Below are 18,941 nucleotides of genomic sequence, written 5' to 3' on the forward strand. Positions count from 1 at the left end.
CTCGGAAGTTACTGGTCTTGTTGGTTCAGTCGCGTTTGGATGCGTTCCCAAATGGCGGCGAGGTCCTTGCCCCGGCCTTCGGGGTCGTATTCTACGACAGACATGGCGTTGATCTGGGCCTGAGTGAAGGCTTTGTCGTACGGCAGCGTTCCCGCTACCTCAACGCCGTTGTCCTTGCAGTAGTCCCGGATGACCTTGGCGGTTTCTTCGTTGATGCCGGATTTGTTGATAATCACCATCAAGGGAATGTCAAAGTGTTTCGTCAGGCCAAAGACTCGTTTGAGGTCGTGCAGGGCACTGGTTGTGGGTTCGGCCACGGCTATGGCCAGGTTGGCTCCACCCAGTGAGGCGATGACCGGGCACCCGATGCCCGGAGGGCCATCAGTGAGAATCAGGGAGGCGCCCTGGGCTTCGGCCAATTCACGGGCAGTCTTGCGCACCGTGGTTACCAGTTTGCCAGAGTTCTCTTCGGCGATGCCGAGGCGGGCATGGACCATGGAACCGAAGCGGGTTTCTGCAACATGCCAGACTCCGCAGGTGCGCGGTAGCATCACCGCTGCATCTTCGGGGCAGACAAAGGCGCATACGCCGCAGCCTTCGCAGTTTTCGGGGATAATCTGGAAATCCTCCGAGACCGCACCGTAGCGGCAGTGCTCAAGGCACAGTCCGCAATCCACACAACTGTCAGTATTGATGAAGGCTCGTTCGCCAGCGACGAAGTCTTCGGTGCGAATATTCTTCGGGGCCAGCACCAGGTGCAGGTCCGCAGCATCCACATCGCAGTCGGCCAGGACTTTCTGAGGACCCAGCGAGGCCAGGGCCGCGGTCACGGAAGTTTTGCCCGTGCCGCCCTTGCCGCTGATGACGACGATTTCCTTGATGGTCTTGGTATTCATGCTCGGGCTCATGACCGGGCCTCCCCGATGCTCTGCTGGATATTCTCCCAGAGCTTGGCGTAGTGGTCGTCGAAACCCTCCACGTTACCCACGTGCAGCAGGCCTTTGGAATAGGCTTGTGCCGCTTTCAGGGAGTGGGGGATTGCGCCCAGGAGTGTGATCTTTTCACGGTTCAGGTAGTCGTGCACGCATGAATTCCCCATGCCGTCGCGGTTGATGACCACGCCGAAGGGAATGCGCAGTTGGCGCAAAGTCAGTACGGCCAGATCCAGATCATGCAGCCCGAAGGGGGTCGGCTCGGTGACGAGTACGGCAAAATCGACTCCATCCAGAGCCTTGATCACCGGGCACGAGGTGCCCGGGGGGCAGTCGATGAGTTCAATGTCACATTGTGGCGAAGCGGCTTTGACCTCTTCGATGAGCGGCGGAGCCATGGCTTCGCCGATTTTCATTTCACCCTCGGTGAAGGGAATGCAATTGGCCTTTCCGCTACGTACTACACCTATGGCCCGGCTACCTTCAGTGATTGCTTTCTCCGGGCAGGCCAGGGTGCACAGTCCGCAGCCGTGGCACAACTCGGGAAAGACCATGACCTCGCCGGCCATGAGGATGAGCGACTTGAAGCGGCAGAGCTGCGCGCACAGGCCGCAGTCGTCACCTGTGCAGAGTTCGTTATCCACTTCCGGAATGGGCACTACGGCGGTTTTTTCGATATCCAGATGGGGGTTCAGGAACAGGTGCAGGTTTGGCTCCTCCACATCGCAGTCTGCGACCGCGACGGAGTGCTTCGAATTTTTCAGATGAACGGCAAGATTTGCGACCACGGTCGTTTTGCCGGTGCCGCCTTTGCCGCTTGCAATGGCTATGCGCATGGATGATTCAACCTTGTTGTAATGAATGGTGCACCGGGGCAGACATGGGTGGTTCGGAGGAAAGTCCTGCCCCGGTGCGTGTGGTATGGCCTACCAGTGTCCCTGTTTGTCAGGGGCGCTTGCGGGCTGCATGGTCCCATTCTTATAGGCTTCCAGAGCCTCGGCGACTGTGCCGGATGCGCCCAGGAATATTTGAATCTTGCCCTTATCCAAAGCCAGGAAGGCCTTGGGGCCGACATGTCCGGTCAGGATAGCCTGTGCGCCGGTTTTGGCCACGTTTTGCGCCGCCTGGATACCTGCGCCCTGGGCCAACTGGAGGTTTTGCTCGTTGTCGAAATAACTGTGCTCATCAGTGTCGGTGTCTATGACCACGAATCCGGCGGCGCGTCCGAATCTGGGGTCTATCGAACTGGCCAGGCCGGGGCCTTGGCTGGATACGGCGATGATCATTTGGTGTCTCCTGTCTTGCCGCCCTGATGACGCAAGCGTCCGGGGCGGGAGATTGATTCATTGGTGCAGATGCCGTTGCGTCGCCCCTGGCCACAGCCTTGACCTCTGGTTCCTTGCCCCGGGCCATTACCCGGGCCGCAACGTGGACCGCCGCAGCCCGGCATAGCGAGTGAATCCAAGGTTTTGGATGCCCAGGCGCCGAGGACTTCATCCAGCGTTCCCTTGATCCACGGATGGACAGTGATTCCAGCCTGGGTCAAAAAACGACGGGTACAGCCAGTCATGCCGCCGCAGATCAGTTCATCCACACCGCAAGAGGTCAGCGCCGCCGTGAGGGCGGCGGGTTCCCGTCCAGGAGGATTGATACTACCCTCCTGGTTGGGAACTCCGCCGTCCACTCGATAGAGGCGGAAACAATCTGCATTCTCGGCCAATGAGGCGAGCCGGTCGCCGAAGCAGGCCATGCACAACAGCACAAAATTCTCCTTGGTCTTTCAGGCGCAAGCTCTGCGGCTGATAGATTCAAGAGAGCACAATGAGTGCCAAATAAAATATTGTTATATTATAGGCTGTTGATGTCTTTAGATGGGGAAGATGGGCGCGGGCTGCGCCTTGTTGTGGAGCTGTTTGGGCTTATTTTACGCCTAGCTCACTGCAGCGGGCCAGCATGCGGCGCAAGGTGTCCTTGGAGATATTCAGTTCGCGGCAAGTGGCCATGCGTTTGCCGTTGTTACGCGAGAGCGCGGCGAGAACGGTGTGGCATTTGGCTTCTTCAAGAGTCATGGGGGTGTTGAGTTGAGGTTGCCCTTGGGTGGGAATGTCTTGAGGCTGGATTTGTTCGGGGAGATGTTCGAGTTGAATGAACCCCGAGGGGCAGAGGATGAATGCGAATTCAAGGATATTCTCAAGCTCGCGGACGTTTCCCGGGAAGTCGTGGCGCATGAAGATGGCCATGACGTCTTCGGAGATGCCTTGAAGGTCTTTGCCCTGGATTGTGTTCAGGCGGCGCAGGCAATGGTTGACCAGTAGTGGCAGGTCCTCACGTCGATCCCGCAGGGGGGGAGAGTCATCTGCACTACATTGAGGCGGTAATACAGGTCCTGTCGAAAACGGCCTTCGGCAACCAGCGAAGCCAGGTCGTGGTTGGTGGCGGCAACGACCCTGGCGTCGGTGGTCTCACTGCGGACCGACCCCAAGGGCTCGTAGGTCTTGTCCTGAAGCACGCGTAGCAGCTTGACCTGTAGGGACATGGGCATGTCACCAATCTCGTCCAGAAAGATGGTGCCGCCTTTGGCTTGGTGAAAGCGCCCTGGCTTGTCGCGCTTTGCGTCGGTGAAGGCTCCTGCCTTGTATCCGAAGAGCTCGGATTCCAGCAGGGTCTCGGGCAGTGCGCCACAATTGACGGTGATGAAAGGGCCTTTGGCGCGTTCGGAGAGGTTGTGCAGGGCGCGGGCAAAGAGCTCCTTGCCTGTGCCCGATTCGCCCAGAATCAGGGCGGTGGCATTGGAGCGTGCAACTTGGGGCAGAATACCGAAGATCTTGTCCAGGGCCGGGCTCTTGCCAACGATGTCCTCAAAGGTGTGTGAGCGTTCCACCTCGCGGCGTAGGCGATGGAGTTCGGACAGGTCGCGAAATGTTTCCACACCGCCGATGAGGTTGCCTTGGGCGTCGTGCAGGGCCGCTGCCGAGATGGAAACGGGCACCTTTTCACCGTCTGGTCGGACGATGAATATGGATTTGCATCCAATGGGCGGTGCTCCGTCCATGCAGGCTCGCAAGGCGCAGGCTCCGTCACAAAGGCTGGAATGAAAAACTTCCCAGCATTTCTGACCTAGAGCCTCGTCGCGGGAAACACCCGTAATACGGGTGGCGGCTTGGTTGAAGGACGTGACGTTCCAGTCCAGGTCGACGGTGAAGACACCGTCGGCGATGCTCTCGAGGATGGCCTCGCAGGGGAGTTGGTCCGGAATCGCCATGCTACCCTCCAGCTAGGCTTCTTTCTTTTCCTTGGTCTTGACGCGCAGCCATTCGTACCAGGCGTCCAGGCCTTCGCTGGTTTTGCAGGAGATGGGGAAGATATTGATGTCCTTGTTCAAGGCCCTGGCGAACTTGGAGGCCTGCTCCATGCTGAAGTCCACGTAGGGCAGCAGGTCGGTCTTGTTCAGAAGCATGACCTGGGATTCGGCGAACAGCAGGGGGTATTTCTCCGGCTTGTCGTCACCCTCGGTGACGGACAGCAGTGAAATCTTGTAGTCCTCTCCGACTTCGAATTCGGCGGGGCAAACCAGGTTGCCGACGTTTTCCACGAACAGGATGTCCAGGCCCTCGATGTCGATGGAATCCAGGGCTTCGAGCACCATGGAACTGTCCAGATGGCAGGCGCCGTCTGTATTGATCTGCACGGCTTGGGCACCGGTGGCAGCTACGCGGCGGGCATCGTTGTCGGTGAGCAGATCGCCTTCGATAACGGCCATTTTCATCTCATCACGCAGGTCGGTCAGGGTACGCTCCAGGGTGGAGGTCTTGCCCGATCCGGGTGAGCTGATGAGGTTCAGGACCAGGATTTTGTTGGCTTTGAAGATCTTGCGCAGCTGGTTGGAGATGCGATCGTTGGCTTCCAGAATATTACGGACGACGGGGATTTCCATGGGGTTCTCCTTGTCAGGTTCAGTCTTGGGGCAAAACGTAACTGTCTGGTTGGGATTTGGCAATGCTCCCAGACCGAAACGCTATTCCGCTTCCATGTTGTCGAGGTAGAGTTCCTTGCCTTGCAGGACTTCGTGTCCAAGGCCTTCTCCGCACTTTGGGCAGGGCATGAACAGATCCGACCTGTCTGGCGAAAACTGTTCGCCGCAATCAGAGCACTTGAGGACCACCGGGATGGGAATCATCTCCAGAGTGGCGCCTTCCATGTCTGTGCCCAGGGTGCAGGCTTCGAAGGCAAACGTCAGGGCTTCAGGCACCAGAGCGGCTAATTCACCGTAGGCCACACGTACGCTGTGCAGTTTGGTGACCCCGTGTTTTTCCATCTCTTCCTTCATGATGGCGATCAGGCCTTGTGCAATGGACATCTCGTGCATGGGGCGGTCTCTCTCCTGGGCAAAGATGGGTGAATCCGTTGGGTCTCTTGGGTCGGTGGATGTTGTATACTTCGTGGCGAAGAATGCCAAGAGGCAATCCGCGAGAGGGCGAAAAGGCGCAAATTCTGATATATCACGTAAAAGTCTTGACGACGCGATCGATTATGATGTTAAACAGGTGTGAACGACTAACTCGTCATATCTATTATGTTTGCCGTACAGCTACGACTACTATAAATTCCTCTCTATGAGGACGGGTTCCCCGGTCACGGGGGCACTTCGCCCGTTCACGGAAAACGTACGGCAAATGCCATTGTCTTCATTGTAAGGCACACTTCTCTCGAAAACCCCCGCTTCACTATACGAACCGAATGCTATTTCGGTAAAGGAGACGCACTATGTACGTCGGTCTGAAGATGCTAACGGATTTCGTGACCATTACTTCCGAAACCCTGGTCAGCGATGCCGACAGGATCATGGAGAATGAGCAGTTGTGGATGCTGCTGGTCAAGGATGGAGATAAGCTTGCCGGTTATGTCCGCAAGGAAGATGTGCGCAAGGCCTTGCCTTCGGATGCGACCACCCTTGAACGCCATGAATTGAACTATCTGCTCTCCAAGCTCAAGATCGGCAAGATCATGCATACGGACCTGACCACCGTCTCTCCCGAAACCGAGATCGAGGAAGCCGCAGAGATCATGTTCACCAAGAACATTGCCGGATTGGCGGTGGTAGACGTGAAGAACAATCTGCTGGGCTTTATCAATCGCAACGTCATGCTTGATGTTCTGGTTGAGGAAATGGGGCTCAGGCAGGGGGGATCGCGCATCGTCTTTGAGGTGGAGGATCGCACCGGCGTCATCCATGAGGTGTCGGGCATTATTATGGAGATGGGCATCTCCATCATTTCGACAGGAACGTTCTTTCATAACGGCACCCGCATTGTTGTCTTCCGAGTGCAAGCCGATGATCCTACCCCCATTGCCAAGGAACTGAGTGATCGCGGCTACAAGCTGGTCGGTCCTGATACATTCAAAGAGAATTGGAAATGAACACCTTGCTTTCCGTAGATAACATCACCTTGACGTTCAAGGGCATTGCCGCCCTGTTGAATGTCAGCTTTCAGGTCGGGGAGGGGCAGATCGCCTCGCTGATCGGTCCCAACGGCGCGGGCAAGACCAGCATGCTGAATTGCATCAGCGGTCGCTATACCCCCGACGAGGGCGGCATCAGCTTGAACGATGCCCCGCTGCTGGGCAAGAAGGCTCATCAGCGAACCCATGATGGCCTGTCTCGTACATTCCAGAACATTGCTCTGTTCCGTGGGTTGTCTGTGTTGGACAACATGATGGTCGGGCGTCACAGCCGTCTGGATTATGGACTGCTGGCATCGATGTTCTATTTTGGAAAGGCTCGCAGGTCCGAGGATGCCCATCGCCGCCGGGTGGAGGACATCATCGATTTCCTGGGACTGTCTCCCTATCGTCATCAGGCCGCTGGGCGTCTGCCCTATGGCGTGCAGAAGCGTGTCGAGCTTGGGCGGGCCCTGGCTGCCGAACCCCGGCTCATCCTGCTGGATGAACCCATGGCGGGTATGAACCTTGAGGAAACCGAGGACATGGCTCGCTACATTCTGGATATTAATGAGGAGTGGGGCGTGACCGTACTCCTGGTGGAACACGACATGGGTGTGGTCATGGACCTTTCCGATCATGTGGTGGTCTTGGACTTCGGTCAGGTGCTGGCTTCGGGCAGTCCCGATGAAGTGAAGAACAACCCGGACGTGGTTGCTGCCTATTTGGGTAGTGACGCGGCCTATGCAGGACGCTAGGGAGGCGTGATGAGTCAAGTACACGATACCACGCTGCCCAAGTTGCTGGTTGAGCAGGCTCGCCGTCAGGGCGACAGTGTGGCCCTGCGCGAAAAGGAGTGGGGCGTTTGGCAGCCCTTTAGTTGGAACGAATACCTTCAGGCCGCGAGCGAATTCGCGGGTGGGTTGAAGACCCTCGGCTTTGGTCGGGGCGATATTGTCATTCTCATTGGCGACAACCGGCCTGAATGGTTGTGGGCCGAGTTGGGTATCCAAGCCTTGGGGGGCATGGCCCTGGGCCTGTATCAGGATGCAACGCCTGATGAGGTCGGCTATATTTTTGAACTTGCGGAAGCAAAAATGGTTATCGCAGAGGATCAGGAACAGGTGGATAAAATCCTGACCCTGCGTCCAGATTTGGCGGATCTGAAATACATCGTCTACCACGACCCCAAAGGGTTATCGAGCTACGACGAACAGGGTCTGCACTCCTTCGAGGATATCCGCGCCATAGGTAAGGATAAAGCCTCGCGTTTCGAGGCCTGGGCAGATGATTTGTCACCTGATGATCCCTGCCTCATTGCCACGACATCGGGCACAACGGGTCGCCCCAAGCTGGCCATGATGAGCCATCGCAATATGTTGTCCATGGCTGCGAACCTTGGTGCGGCTGATCCTAAACACGTCTCTGACGAGTTTGTGTCCTTCCTTCCTCTGGCCTGGATGGGCGAGCAGATGATGGCAGTAGCCTCAGCCCTGCTGTTTGGGTTCACCGTGAACTTCCCCGAGGAACCCGATACCGTGCAGGAAAACATTCGCGAAATAGGGCCGAACCTGATCTTCAGCCCTCCACGAGTCTGGGAGAACATGGCAGCCAAGGTTCAGGTCAAGATCATGGAAACCACCTCGCTCAAGCGTGGGCTGTACAACCTGCTGTTGCCCTGGGGCACAAAGTGGGCTGATCGCATCCTGGCGGGTGAGACACCGAGCCTTGTGGAGCGCGTGAAGCATCGCATTGCGGACTGGTTGCTGTTCCGTGCTCTGCGCGATCGGCTTGGGTTTTCCAATTTGCGCAGTGCTTCGACCGGTGGTGCGGCTCTTGGACCGGACACCTTCCGTTTCTTTCACGCCTTGGGTGTGAATCTGAAACAGATTTACGGCCAGACCGAGATCGCGGGCATCTCCTGCATCCATCGCAATGGGGCCATTGATTTTGACACGGTGGGTGAACCCATCCCCGAGACCGAGATCAAAATCAGTGAACTGGGTGAGATTCTTTCCAAGAGCCCGGCGGTGTTCCTTGGCTACTACAAAAATGAGGAAGCCACTGCCGAGACCATCGAGGACGGTTGGCTGCTTTCGGGCGATGCTGGATATTTCAAGGACAACGGCCAGTTGGTGGTCATCGATCGCCTGAAAGACGTAATGCACCTGAATGACGGCACCCGTTTTTCCCCGCAGTTTATGGAGAACAAGCTCAAGTTTTCGCCCTACGTCAAGGAAGCCGTGGTCCTTGGAGAGAAGCGCGAGGCCATTGCCGCCATCATCTGTCTGGATGCGGAGATCGCTGGGCGTTGGGCTGAATCCCAGCTGATTACCTACACCACCTATCAGGATCTGTCCGCCAAGGAACAGGTCTATGACCTTGTGGCTCGTGAGGTGCAGCAGATCAATTCCACGTTGCCCTCCGAAACACAGATCAGTCGATTTGTGCTGTTGTTCAAGGAACTGGATGCCGACGATGGCGAGTTGACCCGAACCAGAAAGGTGCGCCGCGCTGTTGTATCCGAGCGTTACGGCGAGGTCATCGAGGGACTGTATTCGGGCAAGACCAGTGTGGAGCTTACGGCCTGTATCCAATACCAGGACGGCCGGACCCGGGAGATGTGCGGAACCATGCAACTTCGAGACGTCGAGTAGGGACTGATCATGGAATATTATCTTCAGTTGATCATCAACGGGTTGGTTGTGGGCAGTATCTACAGCCTTGTGGCTCTGGGATTCGTGATCATCTACAAGGCCACCAAGGTCGTGAACTTTGCCCAGGGTGAATTGGTCATGGTCGGCGCGTACATGTGTTTTTCGCTGACCGTTCAGTTTCAGATTCCATTTCTGCTGGCGTTTGTCATGACGCTTGGTTTTTCGGTTATTCTGGGAATGGCCATCGAGCGCATGATCCTGAGGCCGCTCATTGGCGAACCCATTATCAGCGTGATTATGGTCACCGTGGGGCTGTCCAGCGTGTTGAAAGCTCTGGTTCAGATGTTCTGGGGAACGCAGCTGCGGGCGTATCCGCCTGTGCTGCCGCAGGAGCCGGTGTTTATCGCCGGGCTGCCCATTTCTCCTGTATATATCGCCGCCTTTGTGCTTTCGGTTGTGCTGTTCGCCATTTTCTCGGCCTTCTTCAAATACTCGTCGGTGGGCATTGCCATGCGTGCAACGGCGCAGGACCAGCAGGCCGCTCAGAGCATGGGCATTGGCATCAAGAATATTTTTGCCCTGTCTTGGTGTATCGCGGCTGTGGTCTCGAGCATCGGTGGTGTGATTCTGGGTAATATCAATGGCATCAATTCGCAGCTCGGACACCTTGGACTCAAGGTCTTCCCGGCGGTGATTCTGGGTGGACTGGATAGCCTGCTTGGTGCTGCTTTGGGTGGACTGATTATTGGTGTGCTGGAGAATATCGGCGACGGTCTGGCCAAGGATATCCTCGGGCTCGGCGGTTTCCGCGAAGTCGCGGCCTTTGTCATCCTGGTGCTGATTCTGATGATCAGGCCTTATGGCTTGTTCGGAACCGAAGAGATCGAGAGGGTCTAGGGCATGAGCAACGGTAAATGCGGACTGTTTTTTGAGACGTACCGTGGCGAGGCCCAGCTGTTGCCCAGCGCTTTCCAGAAATGGAGCCTTGGGCTGTTCATGGTGGTTCTGCTGGGCGCTCCATACATGCTTGATTCCTATATGGTCTCGGTGCTGAACCTGGTGAATATTGCGGTCATTGGCGCGGTTTCATTGAACTTGCTGACTGGTTACTGTGGTCAGATATCTTTGGGCCATGGCGCGTTCATCGGCGTTGGTGCCTATGCTACGGCCAAGTTCACCGCTCTGGGGGTGCCCTTCCTGCTGGCATTGCCCCTTGGTGGGGCCGTGGCTGCGGTTGTGGGCATGATCTTCGGTATTCCGTCATTACGTCTGAAGGGCATCTACCTGGCCATTGCCACCCTGGCTGCCCAGTTGATCCTGGAATACGTGTTCCTGCACTGGGAGTCTGCCACTGGCGGTTCATCCGGTGTGGCCGTGGATTCACCAGAAATATTCGGATTCATCTTCGATACCGACGAGAAGATGTTCTATCTCACGCTGGCCGTAGCCGTGGTCGCGGTGCTGGCCGTGAGCAACATGGTACGCACCCGCCAGGGCAGGGCATTCGTCGCCATCCGAGACTATTATCTGTCCGCGGAGATCGTGGGCGTGAACCTCTTCACCACGAAACTCCAGGCCTTTGGCGTCAGTTCTTTTCTGGCTGGCGTTTCCGGTGGCCTGTGGGCCTACTATACCATGTACATCACGCCCGAGCAGTTCAATATCGGGCTGTCCATCAGCTATCTGGCCATGATCATCATCGGTGGCATGGGCAGTGTGCAGGGGGCCATCTTCGGGGCGATATTCATTACGTTGCTGCCGGAGTTCCTGAATATCACCGCCAGCGCGCTGGGTGACATCTTCCCTGATGTGAGCACCTACCTGCTTGCCATGAAGGAAGGCATCTTCGGCCTGGTTCTGGTTCTGTTCCTGATTTTCGAGCCTGAAGGTCTTGCACACCGTTGGCGGCTCGTGAAGGCATATTGGAAGCTGTATCCCTTCGCCCATTAGGCCGGGAGAGCCTGGGGCGTTTGCACCGGGGCAATCAATGTTTTGATAACCAGAGGGAGGAATGAAATGAAACGCATCATCACCATCATCATGGCCATGGCATTCATGGTCGCCGCCGTGTCTGCATCGGCAGCCGAGATCAAGATCGGTGTGCTGTCCGACCTGTCGGGCCCCACTTCGGCCGTTGGTCAGCCTTATGCCGAAGGCATCAAGGCCTGCGCTCAGTACCTGAATGACAATGGGGGCATCAATGGCAAGCAGGTCAAGTTGCTGCAGGTGGACTACGCCTACAATGTGCAGCAGGCACTGGCTGCCTACAAGCGCTTCAAAAGCCAGGGCATGGTCGCTTTGCAGGGCTGGGGCACTGCAGACACCGAAGCGCTGACCAAGTTCGTGGCCCGCGACAAGATGCCGACATGGTCCGCGTCCTACTCGGCGCACCTGACCGATCCCAAGGTTGCTCCATACAATTTTTTTGTGGCCGCAGACTACACCACCCAAATGCGCGCTGGCTTGAAGTATCTGAAGGAAAACTGGAAGGAGGCGCGTGCGCCCAAATTGGCCTTCATTTATCCTGATCATCCCTATGGCTTGTCCCCCATCAAGGGTGGCAAGGAATACGCAGCTGAGATCGGTTTTGAAATTGTGGGCGAAGAGAATGTCAGCCTGAAGGCCATGGATGCCACCACCCAGCTGTTGGCTCTGCAGAAGAAGGCTCCGGACTTTTGCTGGATTGGTGGGACGACTCCTTCCACTTCCGTTATTCTGAAGGACGCCAAGAAGCTGTCCATGACCACCACCTTCCTGATCAACCTCTGGGGTAATGACGAGAGTCTGATTGACCTCGCAGGTGAAGCTGCCAAGGGGCAGGTCGGCCTGCAGGCGGCTGCCGTTTACAACGATGACGTGCCCGGTGCCGCTCTGATCCGTGAGCGGACCGGTGGTCAGGCCGTGATGTCGCATTATCTGCGTGGATTTGCTTCCACTCTGGTCATGGCTGAGGCCATCAAGATTGCAGACGCTGCCGGTAACTTGAACGGCAAGGGGATCAAGGAAGCAGCCGAGACCCTGCGCGACTTTGATCCCATGGGCCTGACTCCTGCCATCAGCTACTTTGCTGATGACCATCGCCCGAACATGAGTGTGAATATCTACACGATCGAGGGTGGCAAGCTGGTCAAGACCGCTTCCCCGACCCTGGAACGCAAGGCCGAGTGGCTCGGTCACTAAGAACCTTCTGAGCGGGGCGGCCAAGGGTCGCCCCGCAACCCGGAGAACACACGTGGAATTGTTGCAAGTCGAGAATGTCGAGGTCGTCTACAACGACGTCGTGCTCGTGTTGAAGGGGCTGTCCCTGGCTGCCGAGGAAGGCAAGATCACCGCGCTTCTCGGTGCCAACGGTGCAGGGAAATCGACCACCCTGAAGGCTATTTCCGGTCTGCTGGAAAGCGAAGATGGGGAAGTCACTGATGGTGCTGTGGTCTATGACGGAACACCCATCAATAAATGGGCCCCGGAAAAGGTCGTGCGCGAGGGGATTTTCCAGGTCATGGAGGGTCGTCGCATTTTCGAGGATCTGACCGTGGAAGAGAACCTTCGCTGCGGTGCTTATACGCGCCCCAGAGGCGAATACGCAGCCGGGGTGGAACGTGTGTACGAATATTTCCCACGTCTCAAGGAGCGCCGTAAGCAGGTTGCCGGCTATATGTCCGGCGGTGAGCAGCAGATGCTGGCCATTGGCCGGGCGCTGATGGCCAAGCCGCGGTTGCTCCTGCTGGATGAACCCTCCCTGGGGCTGGCCCCGTTGCTGGTGGAGGAGATCTTCGGCATCGTCAGGCGCATCAATGCCGAAGAGGGCGTCACGGTCCTTCTGGTCGAGCAGAATGCTCGGGCGGCACTGGGTATCGCTGAAATGGCCTATATCATGGAGAACGGGCGCATCGTCATGGACGGCAAGTCCGAAGACCTGTTGAACAACCCCGACGTACAGGAATTTTATCTGGGCATGGGCCATGGTGGCGAGAAGCGCAGTTTCCGTGATGTGAAACACTACCGACGCCGCAAGCGTTGGCTGGGTTAAAACGTTTTTGAATCGACGAAGGCGTTGTTGCTTTGGAGAGATCAAACCCTCATGTACCTCTAAGTACACTTCGGTCTTGATCTCACCTCGCGCCTAGTCTTCGTTGTTCCAAAACATTTTAACCAGAGAGGGGGCTGCTGCACAATATTCAAATTCTCGCGAACAGAAGATTACGCGTCGAATTTCAATGTTCTGAGACAACGCCGCCACCGCAGAATATAAATCGATTCACCGGAGACTGACCCGCATGGAAAGGCCGTGCGACGTTGACGAGCAACATTTGAATTGATGCGAATGAGATGGGCTGATTCGGCTTTTGAGGTAAAAGGGATCGGCCCTTTCCGCTGCGCATTCAATTTGTTATAAAGAGTTCAACCCCTTTTATTTTCTCATTCGACAAGGAGTACGGCATGACTCTGGCTGAGCGCATGAGTGGCGTATATCACGATCTGGAAACCATGAGTCCAGGTGAGCGGGCCGAACGTACATGGAATCGTCTTGAACAGGTCATTGAGGTGGCCTGGGACAATGGTGGTGAGTTCGTGACTCGCCTGGACGGGGCCGGATTGACCTTGTCGGATATTGGCTCCCTGGCGGATTGGGCACGTGTGCCCGTGCTGCGCAAGAAGGAACTCATTGAGATGCAGAGTCATGGACCTCGCATGGGAGGGCTGCTGGCCTGTGAGTTGGGCGATTTGCGCCGTATCTATCAGTCTCCCGGACCGATCTTTGACCCGGAAGGGCAAGGGCCGGATTATTGGGGCTGGGCCGAGGCTTTTCATGCCGCCGGGTTCCGCAAACGCGATGTCGTGCAGATGACCTTTTCCTATCATCTGACTCCGGCTGGTTTGATGCTGGAAGAACCACTCCGGGAAATTGGTTGTGCTGTTATCCCTGCTGGTCCGGGTAACACGGAAAAACAGTTGGAGCTCTTGACAGAACTGCCGGTGACCGGTTTTGTGGGCATGGCCAGTTACCTGCGTATTATCGCTGATAAGGCCGTGTCCAAAGGTCTGGATCTCAAGCGGGATTTCCAGCTGGAAGTGGCCTTTGTGGCGGCTGAACGGCTGTCCTCATCCTTGCGCTCCGGCCTGGAACATGATTTTGGGATGCTCATTCGTCAGGGCTACGGTACGGCTGATTTGGGCTGCATTGCCTATGAATGTCCTGCCCTTGGTGGCATGCACGTTTCCAATCGTTGTCATGTCGAGATTTGTGATCCCCAGACCCATGAGCCTTTGCCCATGGGTGAGACGGGGGAAGTGGTGGTAACGCCGTTCTCGACTCAGTATCCTCTGGTTCGATTTGCCACGGGTGATTTGTCGTACTTTGTGGATGAACCCTGCGACTGTGGGAGGACTAGCCTGCGTCTGGGGGCCATTGTCGGGCGTGTGGATGACACTGCCAAGGTCAAGGGACAGTTCATTTACCCTGCACAGGTGGCGGAGGTTGTGGCCTTGTTTGAACAGATCGAACGGTGGCAGGTTCTGGTCACCAACCCCCGAGGACAGGATCGATTGGAATTGAAGCTGAAGTTGAGCGGGGCATTGGATGAGGATGCATTCGCTCAGGCTTTTCAGGCCAAGTGCAAGCTGCGCCCAGTGCTGACAGTGCTTGGTGCTGGCGAAGATCTGGCTAAGGAAGCTCCTGCTCTGCTGGATAAGCGTCTGTTTGAATAGACCAGGTTGCTAGAATTTTTGATACAAAAGGGCGGTCCGTGGGTGGACCGCCCTTTCTGTTTGGAGAGGGGGAAAAAGACTCGTTGAATCAGCCGCAGCCGCAGCCGCCGCCATCGCTGGAACCGCAACCGCCGGATCCACAACCGGAACCGCAGCCTCCGCCGCCAAGCTCCATCTCCGACTCTACAATGAATCCTGTGTAAGTCAGGTCCACCTTCACGGGCTTGGCTTCGTCGAGCAGGTCCTTGTTGATGACGAATTGGATGTCGTCGCCCAGTTCCAGGCTCACATCATTGTCACGCTTCTCGTCCAGCGCCAGGGAAAGTCGTGGTCCTGAGCATCCGCCCGGGGCAAGATATACACGCACTGGAGCGTTATCGTGGTCTTCGAAATACTTAACCAATTCGCCTTTGGCGGCGTCTGAAACTTGAATCATGAATGCCTCCTTATGTTTGTCTCAGGCATCAGTGTAAATCTCTCATTGATGTTGTCAATGGCCTGCATCAGGAAAAGCTTTTTAGTCGGGTATTTTGTGCGGGTATAAAAAAACCGGCGCCTCCGAAGAGACGCCGGCGATTCGACAGAGTCGAAAGGCGTGCTAGCTGCAGCAGCTGCCAGCGGAGCCGCAGCCACCACTGGAGTCGGTGCCACAACTACCGGATCCACAACCGCCGCCGCCAAGCTGGAGGTTGGAGTCCACGGAGAAACCAGTGTAGGTAATGTCTACTTTCACGGGCTTCGCAGCTTCAAGAAGTTCTTTTTCCATGACGAACTTGATGTCACCATCAAATTCGAAGACTTCGTCGGTATCCTTAGGCTCATCCAGAGCCAATGACAGTCGTGGGCCTGCTCAGCCGCCCGGCGCGAGATACACCCGGATGGGGGAGAGCTCTTTGTCCTTGAAGTAGGACAAAAGCTCCTCGCGAGCTTTATCGGTCACTTCCAGCATGATTTCCTCCGATGGAATTGTGATGTGAATGAGTCAAGTAATGCTGGGTTTCGTTGCTGTCAATAGTATTGATTATTATTTAGTTTAGCATCGAGAATATCTATATCATACATTGGTGACATATATTGCAATGCGTGCCGGGATTACGTATCGTTGGATCATTCGATATTTCGCGCCCCTGAGGGGGCTGTTCGCCATAACCATGGAGAGACGCGAAGATGAGCGAGAGCAAGGTACTGATGACTGCGGAGGAGATCTCCCGCACCATGGATCGGCTTGCAATGGAAATTGTTGAACGTCACGGCAACTGCGAGTCTGTTGCCATTCTCGGGATTCAGCGACGGGGTGTTGACCTCGCTGCACGGTTGAAGGTTGCTCTGGAAAAGCGCGCACAACGCGAAATTCCTGGAGGCCAGCTGGATATCAATCTGTATCGGGATGATTGGACCTCTCTGGAGGTGCAACCGCAGATCAACAAGACCGAAATCTTTTTTGACATCGATGGCAAGGATATCGTGCTTGTGGACGATGTCCTGTTCACCGGGCGCACGACACGTGCGGCGCTGGAGGCCATTTTGGATTTCGGGCGTCCCAATCGGGTGGAACTGCTGGTGCTGGTGGACCGCGGGCACCGCGAGTTACCCGTTGCCGCCGACTATGTCGGCAAGACCATTGATACCCGTCGCGGTGAACACGTGGATGTGTATCTTTCCGAGCGAGATGAGCGCGAGGAAGTGGTCCTCACCAACTGATTCGGCTGGAATTGAAATGAAAGCGGCGCGCAGGATATTGTCCTGTGCGCCGCTTTGTTATTGGTAATTCCGAACTCTTTGGAAAATCAATTTATGTCCAAAGATGCTCATCACTTCAATGACTAGTCCTTGACGATCTGCGTTCCCACGCCCTGGACCGTGAACATCTCCAGCAGAATGGAGTTCTCCAGTCGGCCGTCGATGATCTGAGCCTTTTCCACGCCTGCATCCAGGGCTTCGAGGCAGCATTTGAGTTTGGGGATCATGCCGCCCTTGGCGGTGCCGTCCTCAATGGCCTGGGCAGCTGTACGAGCAGTCATGGAGGAGATCAGTCCGCCATTGCTGTCCAGAACACCCTCAACGTCGGTCAGCAGGATCAGGCGGCGCGCTTCCAGCGCACCAGCCACGGCTGCAGCCACGGAGTCGGCGTTGATATTGTAGGTGTTGCCTTCGTCATCCACGCCCACGGGAGCGATGACCGGGATGAATCCTTTGGCTTCCAGAGTCCGAATCAGGGCAGGGTCGATTTCAGTGACCTCGCCAACCTGGCCCAGATCGATGATCTCCGGAGCGATGGACGGGTCATCGGGCTGAATGGCCATCTCCAACCTGTGGGCGCGGATGGTCTGACCATCCTTCCCGGACAGGCCAACGGCTTTGCCACCGTTCTGATTAAGCAGGTTGACGATCTGTTTGTTGACCTTGCCCGCAAGCACCATTTCGACCACATCCATGGTGGCTGCGTCGGTTACTCGCAGTCCTTCGCGGAACTGGCAGTTGATGTTCAGTGCTTCCAGCATCTGACCGATCTGGGGACCGCCGCCATGGACGATGACGGGGTTGACCCCAATGTATTTCAGCAGGATGACACACTTGGCGAAGGCCTGCTTCAGCTCCTCGTCCTTCATGGCGTGTCCGCCGTATTTGATGACGATGGTCTGCCCGTAGAATTTGCGCAGATAAGGCAGGGACTCCAGCAGGAGTTTTGCGATTTTGCTTTCTTTCTTCACGATGCGGTCCTTTGTTCAATGGACTGATGCAGGATGTTTTGGCTCGATAATCGTTTGTTGCTTTTGCACCAAAACCGGGGTGGAAGCAATCCCACGCTCCGCCCCAGATGACGACCTGTTACAAAATGTAGCGCGACAAGTCCCGATCCTTGGTCACGTCTTCCAGATGCTTGGTCACATATTCCTGGTCCACCACGACCTGCTGGCCGCTCTTGTCCGGGGCCTCGAAGGACAGATCAGAGAGAATCTTCTCGAGGATGGTGTACAGGCGTCGCGCCCCGATATTTTCAGTTTCCTCGTTGATCTTCTGGGCAAAGGCAGCCACTTCCTGCAGAGCTTCGTCCTCGAAGGTCAACGTGACCCCTTCGGTGGCGAGCAGGGCCCTGTACTGTACTGTCAAAGCGTTCTGCGGTTCGGTCAGGATGCGATAGAACTCTTCCTTGTTCAGGGAATCCAGCTCGACCCGCAGCGGGAAGCGGCCCTGAAGTTCGGGGATCAGGTCAGAAGGCTTGGACAGGTGGAAGGCGCCCGCGGCAATGAACAGGATGTGATCCGTGTTGACCATGCCGTACTTGGTGTTGACCACGCTGCCTTCCACAATGGGTAGCAGGTCGCGCTGTACGCCTTCGCGTGAGACGTCTGCTGTGCCTGCGCCTCGGCTGGCGGTGGAAGAGCAGACCTTGTCTATTTCGTCTAGGAAGACGATGCCGCTTTGCTCAACGCGCTCCTTTGCGGTCTCTGTGACCTTGTCCATGTCAACGAGGCGTTCGGATTCCTGCTGAATGAGAATTTCGTAGGCCTCACGCACGTTCATCTTGCGTGGTTTGCTCTGTTTGGGGAATAGCTGGCCCATCATGTCCCGGACCTGCATCTCCATGTTTTCCATACCGGGCATGGCCATGACGCCGATCTGGGTGCCACTCTGCTCGGAGACTTCAAGCTCTACGATGCGGTCATCCATTTTGCCTTCACGCCACAATTTGCGCAGTTTCTCACGAGTGGAGGAACTGCTTTCCGCAGGCTGGGCGCTGCCCGGCTGGGTACCGGAGGCAATGACTGTGCCCTGGCTCTGGGGCGGGGTTGGGTAGAGCAGGTCCAGCAATCGTTCCTCGGCATGCCGTTCCGCCTTGACCTGGACCTTTTCCAGCTCTTCGTTGCGGACCATGTTTACGCCGATTTCCATCAGGTCGCGGATCATGGATTCCACATCGCGTCCAACATAGCCCACCTCGGTGAACTTGGAGGCCTCGACCTTGAAGAACGGAGAGCCGGAGAGCCGCGCCAATCGGCGGGCGATTTCGGTCTTGCCCACACCGGTGGTGCCGATCATGATGATGTTCTTGGGGGCTATTTCATCGCGCAGTTCGGGTGGAACCTGCTGGCGCCGCCAGCGGTTGCGCATGGCGATGGCGACCATGCGTTTGGCGTCGTTCTGGCCGATGATGAATTTATCCAACTCGGAGACGATTTCACGTGGGGTCAGTGGCTGCACG

At 56.4% G+C, this 18,941-nt stretch carries 19 protein-coding genes and 1 pseudogene; 9 read left to right on the plus strand and 11 right to left on the minus strand.

Features of this window, described 5'->3' with window-relative positions; translation table 11 throughout:
- Positions 1-8: 8 nt before the first annotated feature.
- The 7 genes and pseudogenes from EL361_RS03500 to hypA all read right to left on the minus strand — a co-directional run bounded on the left by EL361_RS03500 (position 9) and on the right by hypA (position 5,298).
- Positions 9-908, minus strand: coding sequence for an ATP-binding protein (locus EL361_RS03500; protein ID WP_338031059.1), 900 nt, complete (start codon positions 906-908; stop codon positions 9-11).
- Entirely contained in the window at positions 905-1,768 is an 864-nt protein-coding gene (locus tag EL361_RS03505) for an ATP-binding protein (protein ID WP_126376656.1), read from the minus strand. The genes EL361_RS03500 and EL361_RS03505 overlap by 4 nt, the downstream gene beginning before the upstream one ends.
- A 90-nt stretch (positions 1,769-1,858) precedes the next feature.
- On the minus strand, positions 1,859-2,218 hold the full coding sequence (locus EL361_RS03510) for a NifB/NifX family molybdenum-iron cluster-binding protein (protein ID WP_126376658.1): 360 nt from the start codon (positions 2,216-2,218) through the stop codon (positions 1,859-1,861).
- Positions 2,215-2,694, minus strand: a complete 480-nt coding sequence (locus EL361_RS03515) for a NifB/NifX family molybdenum-iron cluster-binding protein (protein ID WP_126376660.1) — start codon at positions 2,692-2,694, stop codon at positions 2,215-2,217. The genes EL361_RS03510 and EL361_RS03515 overlap by 4 nt, the downstream gene beginning before the upstream one ends.
- Before the next feature lie 157 nt (positions 2,695-2,851).
- Positions 2,852-4,194 (minus strand): annotated as a pseudogene (locus EL361_RS03520) (sigma-54 interaction domain-containing protein).
- 12 nt (positions 4,195-4,206) lie between these two features.
- Positions 4,207-4,866: a hydrogenase nickel incorporation protein HypB gene (hypB, locus tag EL361_RS03525; RefSeq protein ID WP_126376662.1), complete on the minus strand. Its 660-nt coding sequence runs from the start codon at positions 4,864-4,866 to the stop codon at positions 4,207-4,209.
- A gap of 81 nt (positions 4,867-4,947) precedes the next feature.
- Positions 4,948-5,298, minus strand: coding sequence for a hydrogenase maturation nickel metallochaperone HypA (gene hypA / locus EL361_RS03530; RefSeq protein WP_126376664.1), 351 nt, complete (start codon positions 5,296-5,298; stop codon positions 4,948-4,950).
- A gap of 398 nt (positions 5,299-5,696) precedes the next feature.
- On the opposite strand from hypA, the gene EL361_RS03535 reads away from it, so the two are divergent.
- The 8 genes from EL361_RS03535 to EL361_RS03570 all read left to right on the plus strand — a co-directional run bounded on the left by EL361_RS03535 (position 5,697) and on the right by EL361_RS03570 (position 14,737).
- A complete protein-coding gene (locus EL361_RS03535) occupies positions 5,697-6,350 on the plus strand; it encodes a CBS domain-containing protein (RefSeq protein ID WP_126376666.1) in 654 nt (217 codons plus the stop codon).
- Positions 6,347-7,129 carry an ABC transporter ATP-binding protein gene (locus tag EL361_RS03540; RefSeq protein ID WP_126376668.1) on the plus strand — a complete coding sequence of 261 codons (783 nt, stop codon included), beginning with the start codon at positions 6,347-6,349 and terminating at the stop codon, positions 7,127-7,129. Before EL361_RS03535 ends, EL361_RS03540 begins: the two co-directional genes overlap by 4 nt.
- A 9-nt stretch (positions 7,130-7,138) precedes the next feature.
- Positions 7,139-9,028 carry an AMP-binding protein gene (locus EL361_RS03545; protein ID WP_126376671.1) on the plus strand — a complete coding sequence of 630 codons (1,890 nt, stop codon included), beginning with the start codon at positions 7,139-7,141 and terminating at the stop codon, positions 9,026-9,028.
- Between the two features lie 9 nt (positions 9,029-9,037).
- A complete protein-coding gene (locus tag EL361_RS03550; RefSeq protein ID WP_126376674.1) occupies positions 9,038-9,925 on the plus strand; it encodes a branched-chain amino acid ABC transporter permease in 888 nt (295 codons plus the stop codon).
- Positions 9,926-9,928: 3 nt separating this feature from the next.
- Positions 9,929-10,978, plus strand: coding sequence for a branched-chain amino acid ABC transporter permease (locus EL361_RS03555; protein ID WP_126376676.1), 1,050 nt, complete (start codon positions 9,929-9,931; stop codon positions 10,976-10,978).
- A 66-nt stretch (positions 10,979-11,044) separates the two neighbouring features.
- On the plus strand, positions 11,045-12,208 hold the full coding sequence (locus EL361_RS03560) for an ABC transporter substrate-binding protein (protein ID WP_126376678.1): 1,164 nt from the start codon (positions 11,045-11,047) through the stop codon (positions 12,206-12,208).
- Between the two features lie 52 nt (positions 12,209-12,260).
- A complete protein-coding gene (locus tag EL361_RS03565; RefSeq protein ID WP_126376680.1) occupies positions 12,261-13,058 on the plus strand; it encodes an ABC transporter ATP-binding protein in 798 nt (265 codons plus the stop codon).
- A 410-nt stretch (positions 13,059-13,468) separates the two neighbouring features.
- Positions 13,469-14,737, plus strand: coding sequence for a phenylacetate--CoA ligase family protein (locus EL361_RS03570; protein WP_126376682.1), 1,269 nt, complete (start codon positions 13,469-13,471; stop codon positions 14,735-14,737).
- An 88-nt stretch (positions 14,738-14,825) separates the two neighbouring features.
- On the opposite strand, the gene EL361_RS03575 is transcribed toward EL361_RS03570, so the two are convergent.
- A complete protein-coding gene (locus EL361_RS03575; RefSeq protein ID WP_126376684.1) occupies positions 14,826-15,173 on the minus strand; it encodes an IscA/HesB family protein in 348 nt (115 codons plus the stop codon).
- Between the two features lie 162 nt (positions 15,174-15,335).
- On the minus strand, positions 15,336-15,686 hold the full coding sequence (locus EL361_RS03580) for an IscA/HesB family protein (protein ID WP_126376686.1): 351 nt from the start codon (positions 15,684-15,686) through the stop codon (positions 15,336-15,338).
- A gap of 218 nt (positions 15,687-15,904) precedes the next feature.
- Here EL361_RS03580 and pyrR point away from each other — a divergent pair, with 218 nt between their 5' ends.
- Entirely contained in the window at positions 15,905-16,438 is a 534-nt protein-coding gene (gene pyrR / locus EL361_RS03585) for a bifunctional pyr operon transcriptional regulator/uracil phosphoribosyltransferase PyrR (protein ID WP_126376688.1), read from the plus strand.
- Positions 16,439-16,560: 122 nt separating this feature from the next.
- Here pyrR and argB read toward each other — a convergent pair whose 3' ends face one another.
- On the minus strand, positions 16,561-17,448 hold the full coding sequence (argB, locus tag EL361_RS03590; RefSeq protein ID WP_126376690.1) for an acetylglutamate kinase: 888 nt from the start codon (positions 17,446-17,448) through the stop codon (positions 16,561-16,563).
- Positions 17,449-17,566: 118 nt separating this feature from the next.
- Complete coding sequence (gene hslU / locus EL361_RS03595) at positions 17,567-18,940, minus strand: ATP-dependent protease ATPase subunit HslU (protein WP_126376692.1); 1,374 nt, start codon at positions 18,938-18,940, stop codon at positions 17,567-17,569.
- Position 18,941 lies beyond the last annotated feature (1 nt).

This window comes from Desulfovibrio ferrophilus, assembly GCF_003966735.1.
Taxonomy (GTDB): domain Bacteria; phylum Desulfobacterota; class Desulfovibrionia; order Desulfovibrionales; family Desulfovibrionaceae; genus Desulfovibrio_Q; species Desulfovibrio_Q ferrophilus.

Bases quoted from the DNA above. Each gene is read 5' to 3' on its own strand.
- EL361_RS03500 (WP_338031059.1), bottom strand. From the start codon at position 908: ATGAGCCCGAGCATGAATACCAAGACCATCAAGGAAATCGTCGTCATC.
- EL361_RS03505 (WP_126376656.1), bottom strand. From the start codon at position 1,768: ATGCGCATAGCCATTGCAAGCGGCAAAGGCGGCACCGGCAAAACGACC.
- EL361_RS03510 (WP_126376658.1), bottom strand. From the start codon at position 2,218: ATGATCATCGCCGTATCCAGCCAAGGCCCCGGCCTGGCCAGTTCGATA.
- hypB (WP_126376662.1), bottom strand. From the start codon at position 4,866: ATGGAAATCCCCGTCGTCCGTAATATTCTGGAAGCCAACGATCGCATC.
- hypA (WP_126376664.1), bottom strand. From the start codon at position 5,298: ATGCACGAGATGTCCATTGCACAAGGCCTGATCGCCATCATGAAGGAA.
- EL361_RS03535 (WP_126376666.1), top strand. From the start codon at position 5,697: ATGTACGTCGGTCTGAAGATGCTAACGGATTTCGTGACCATTACTTCC.
- EL361_RS03540 (WP_126376668.1), top strand. From the start codon at position 6,347: ATGAACACCTTGCTTTCCGTAGATAACATCACCTTGACGTTCAAGGGC.
- EL361_RS03545 (WP_126376671.1), top strand. From the start codon at position 7,139: ATGAGTCAAGTACACGATACCACGCTGCCCAAGTTGCTGGTTGAGCAG.
- EL361_RS03550 (WP_126376674.1), top strand. From the start codon at position 9,038: ATGGAATATTATCTTCAGTTGATCATCAACGGGTTGGTTGTGGGCAGT.
- EL361_RS03555 (WP_126376676.1), top strand. From the start codon at position 9,929: ATGAGCAACGGTAAATGCGGACTGTTTTTTGAGACGTACCGTGGCGAG.
- EL361_RS03560 (WP_126376678.1), top strand. From the start codon at position 11,045: ATGAAACGCATCATCACCATCATCATGGCCATGGCATTCATGGTCGCC.
- EL361_RS03570 (WP_126376682.1), top strand. From the start codon at position 13,469: ATGACTCTGGCTGAGCGCATGAGTGGCGTATATCACGATCTGGAAACC.
- EL361_RS03575 (WP_126376684.1), bottom strand. From the start codon at position 15,173: ATGATTCAAGTTTCAGACGCCGCCAAAGGCGAATTGGTTAAGTATTTC.
- pyrR (WP_126376688.1), top strand. From the start codon at position 15,905: ATGAGCGAGAGCAAGGTACTGATGACTGCGGAGGAGATCTCCCGCACC.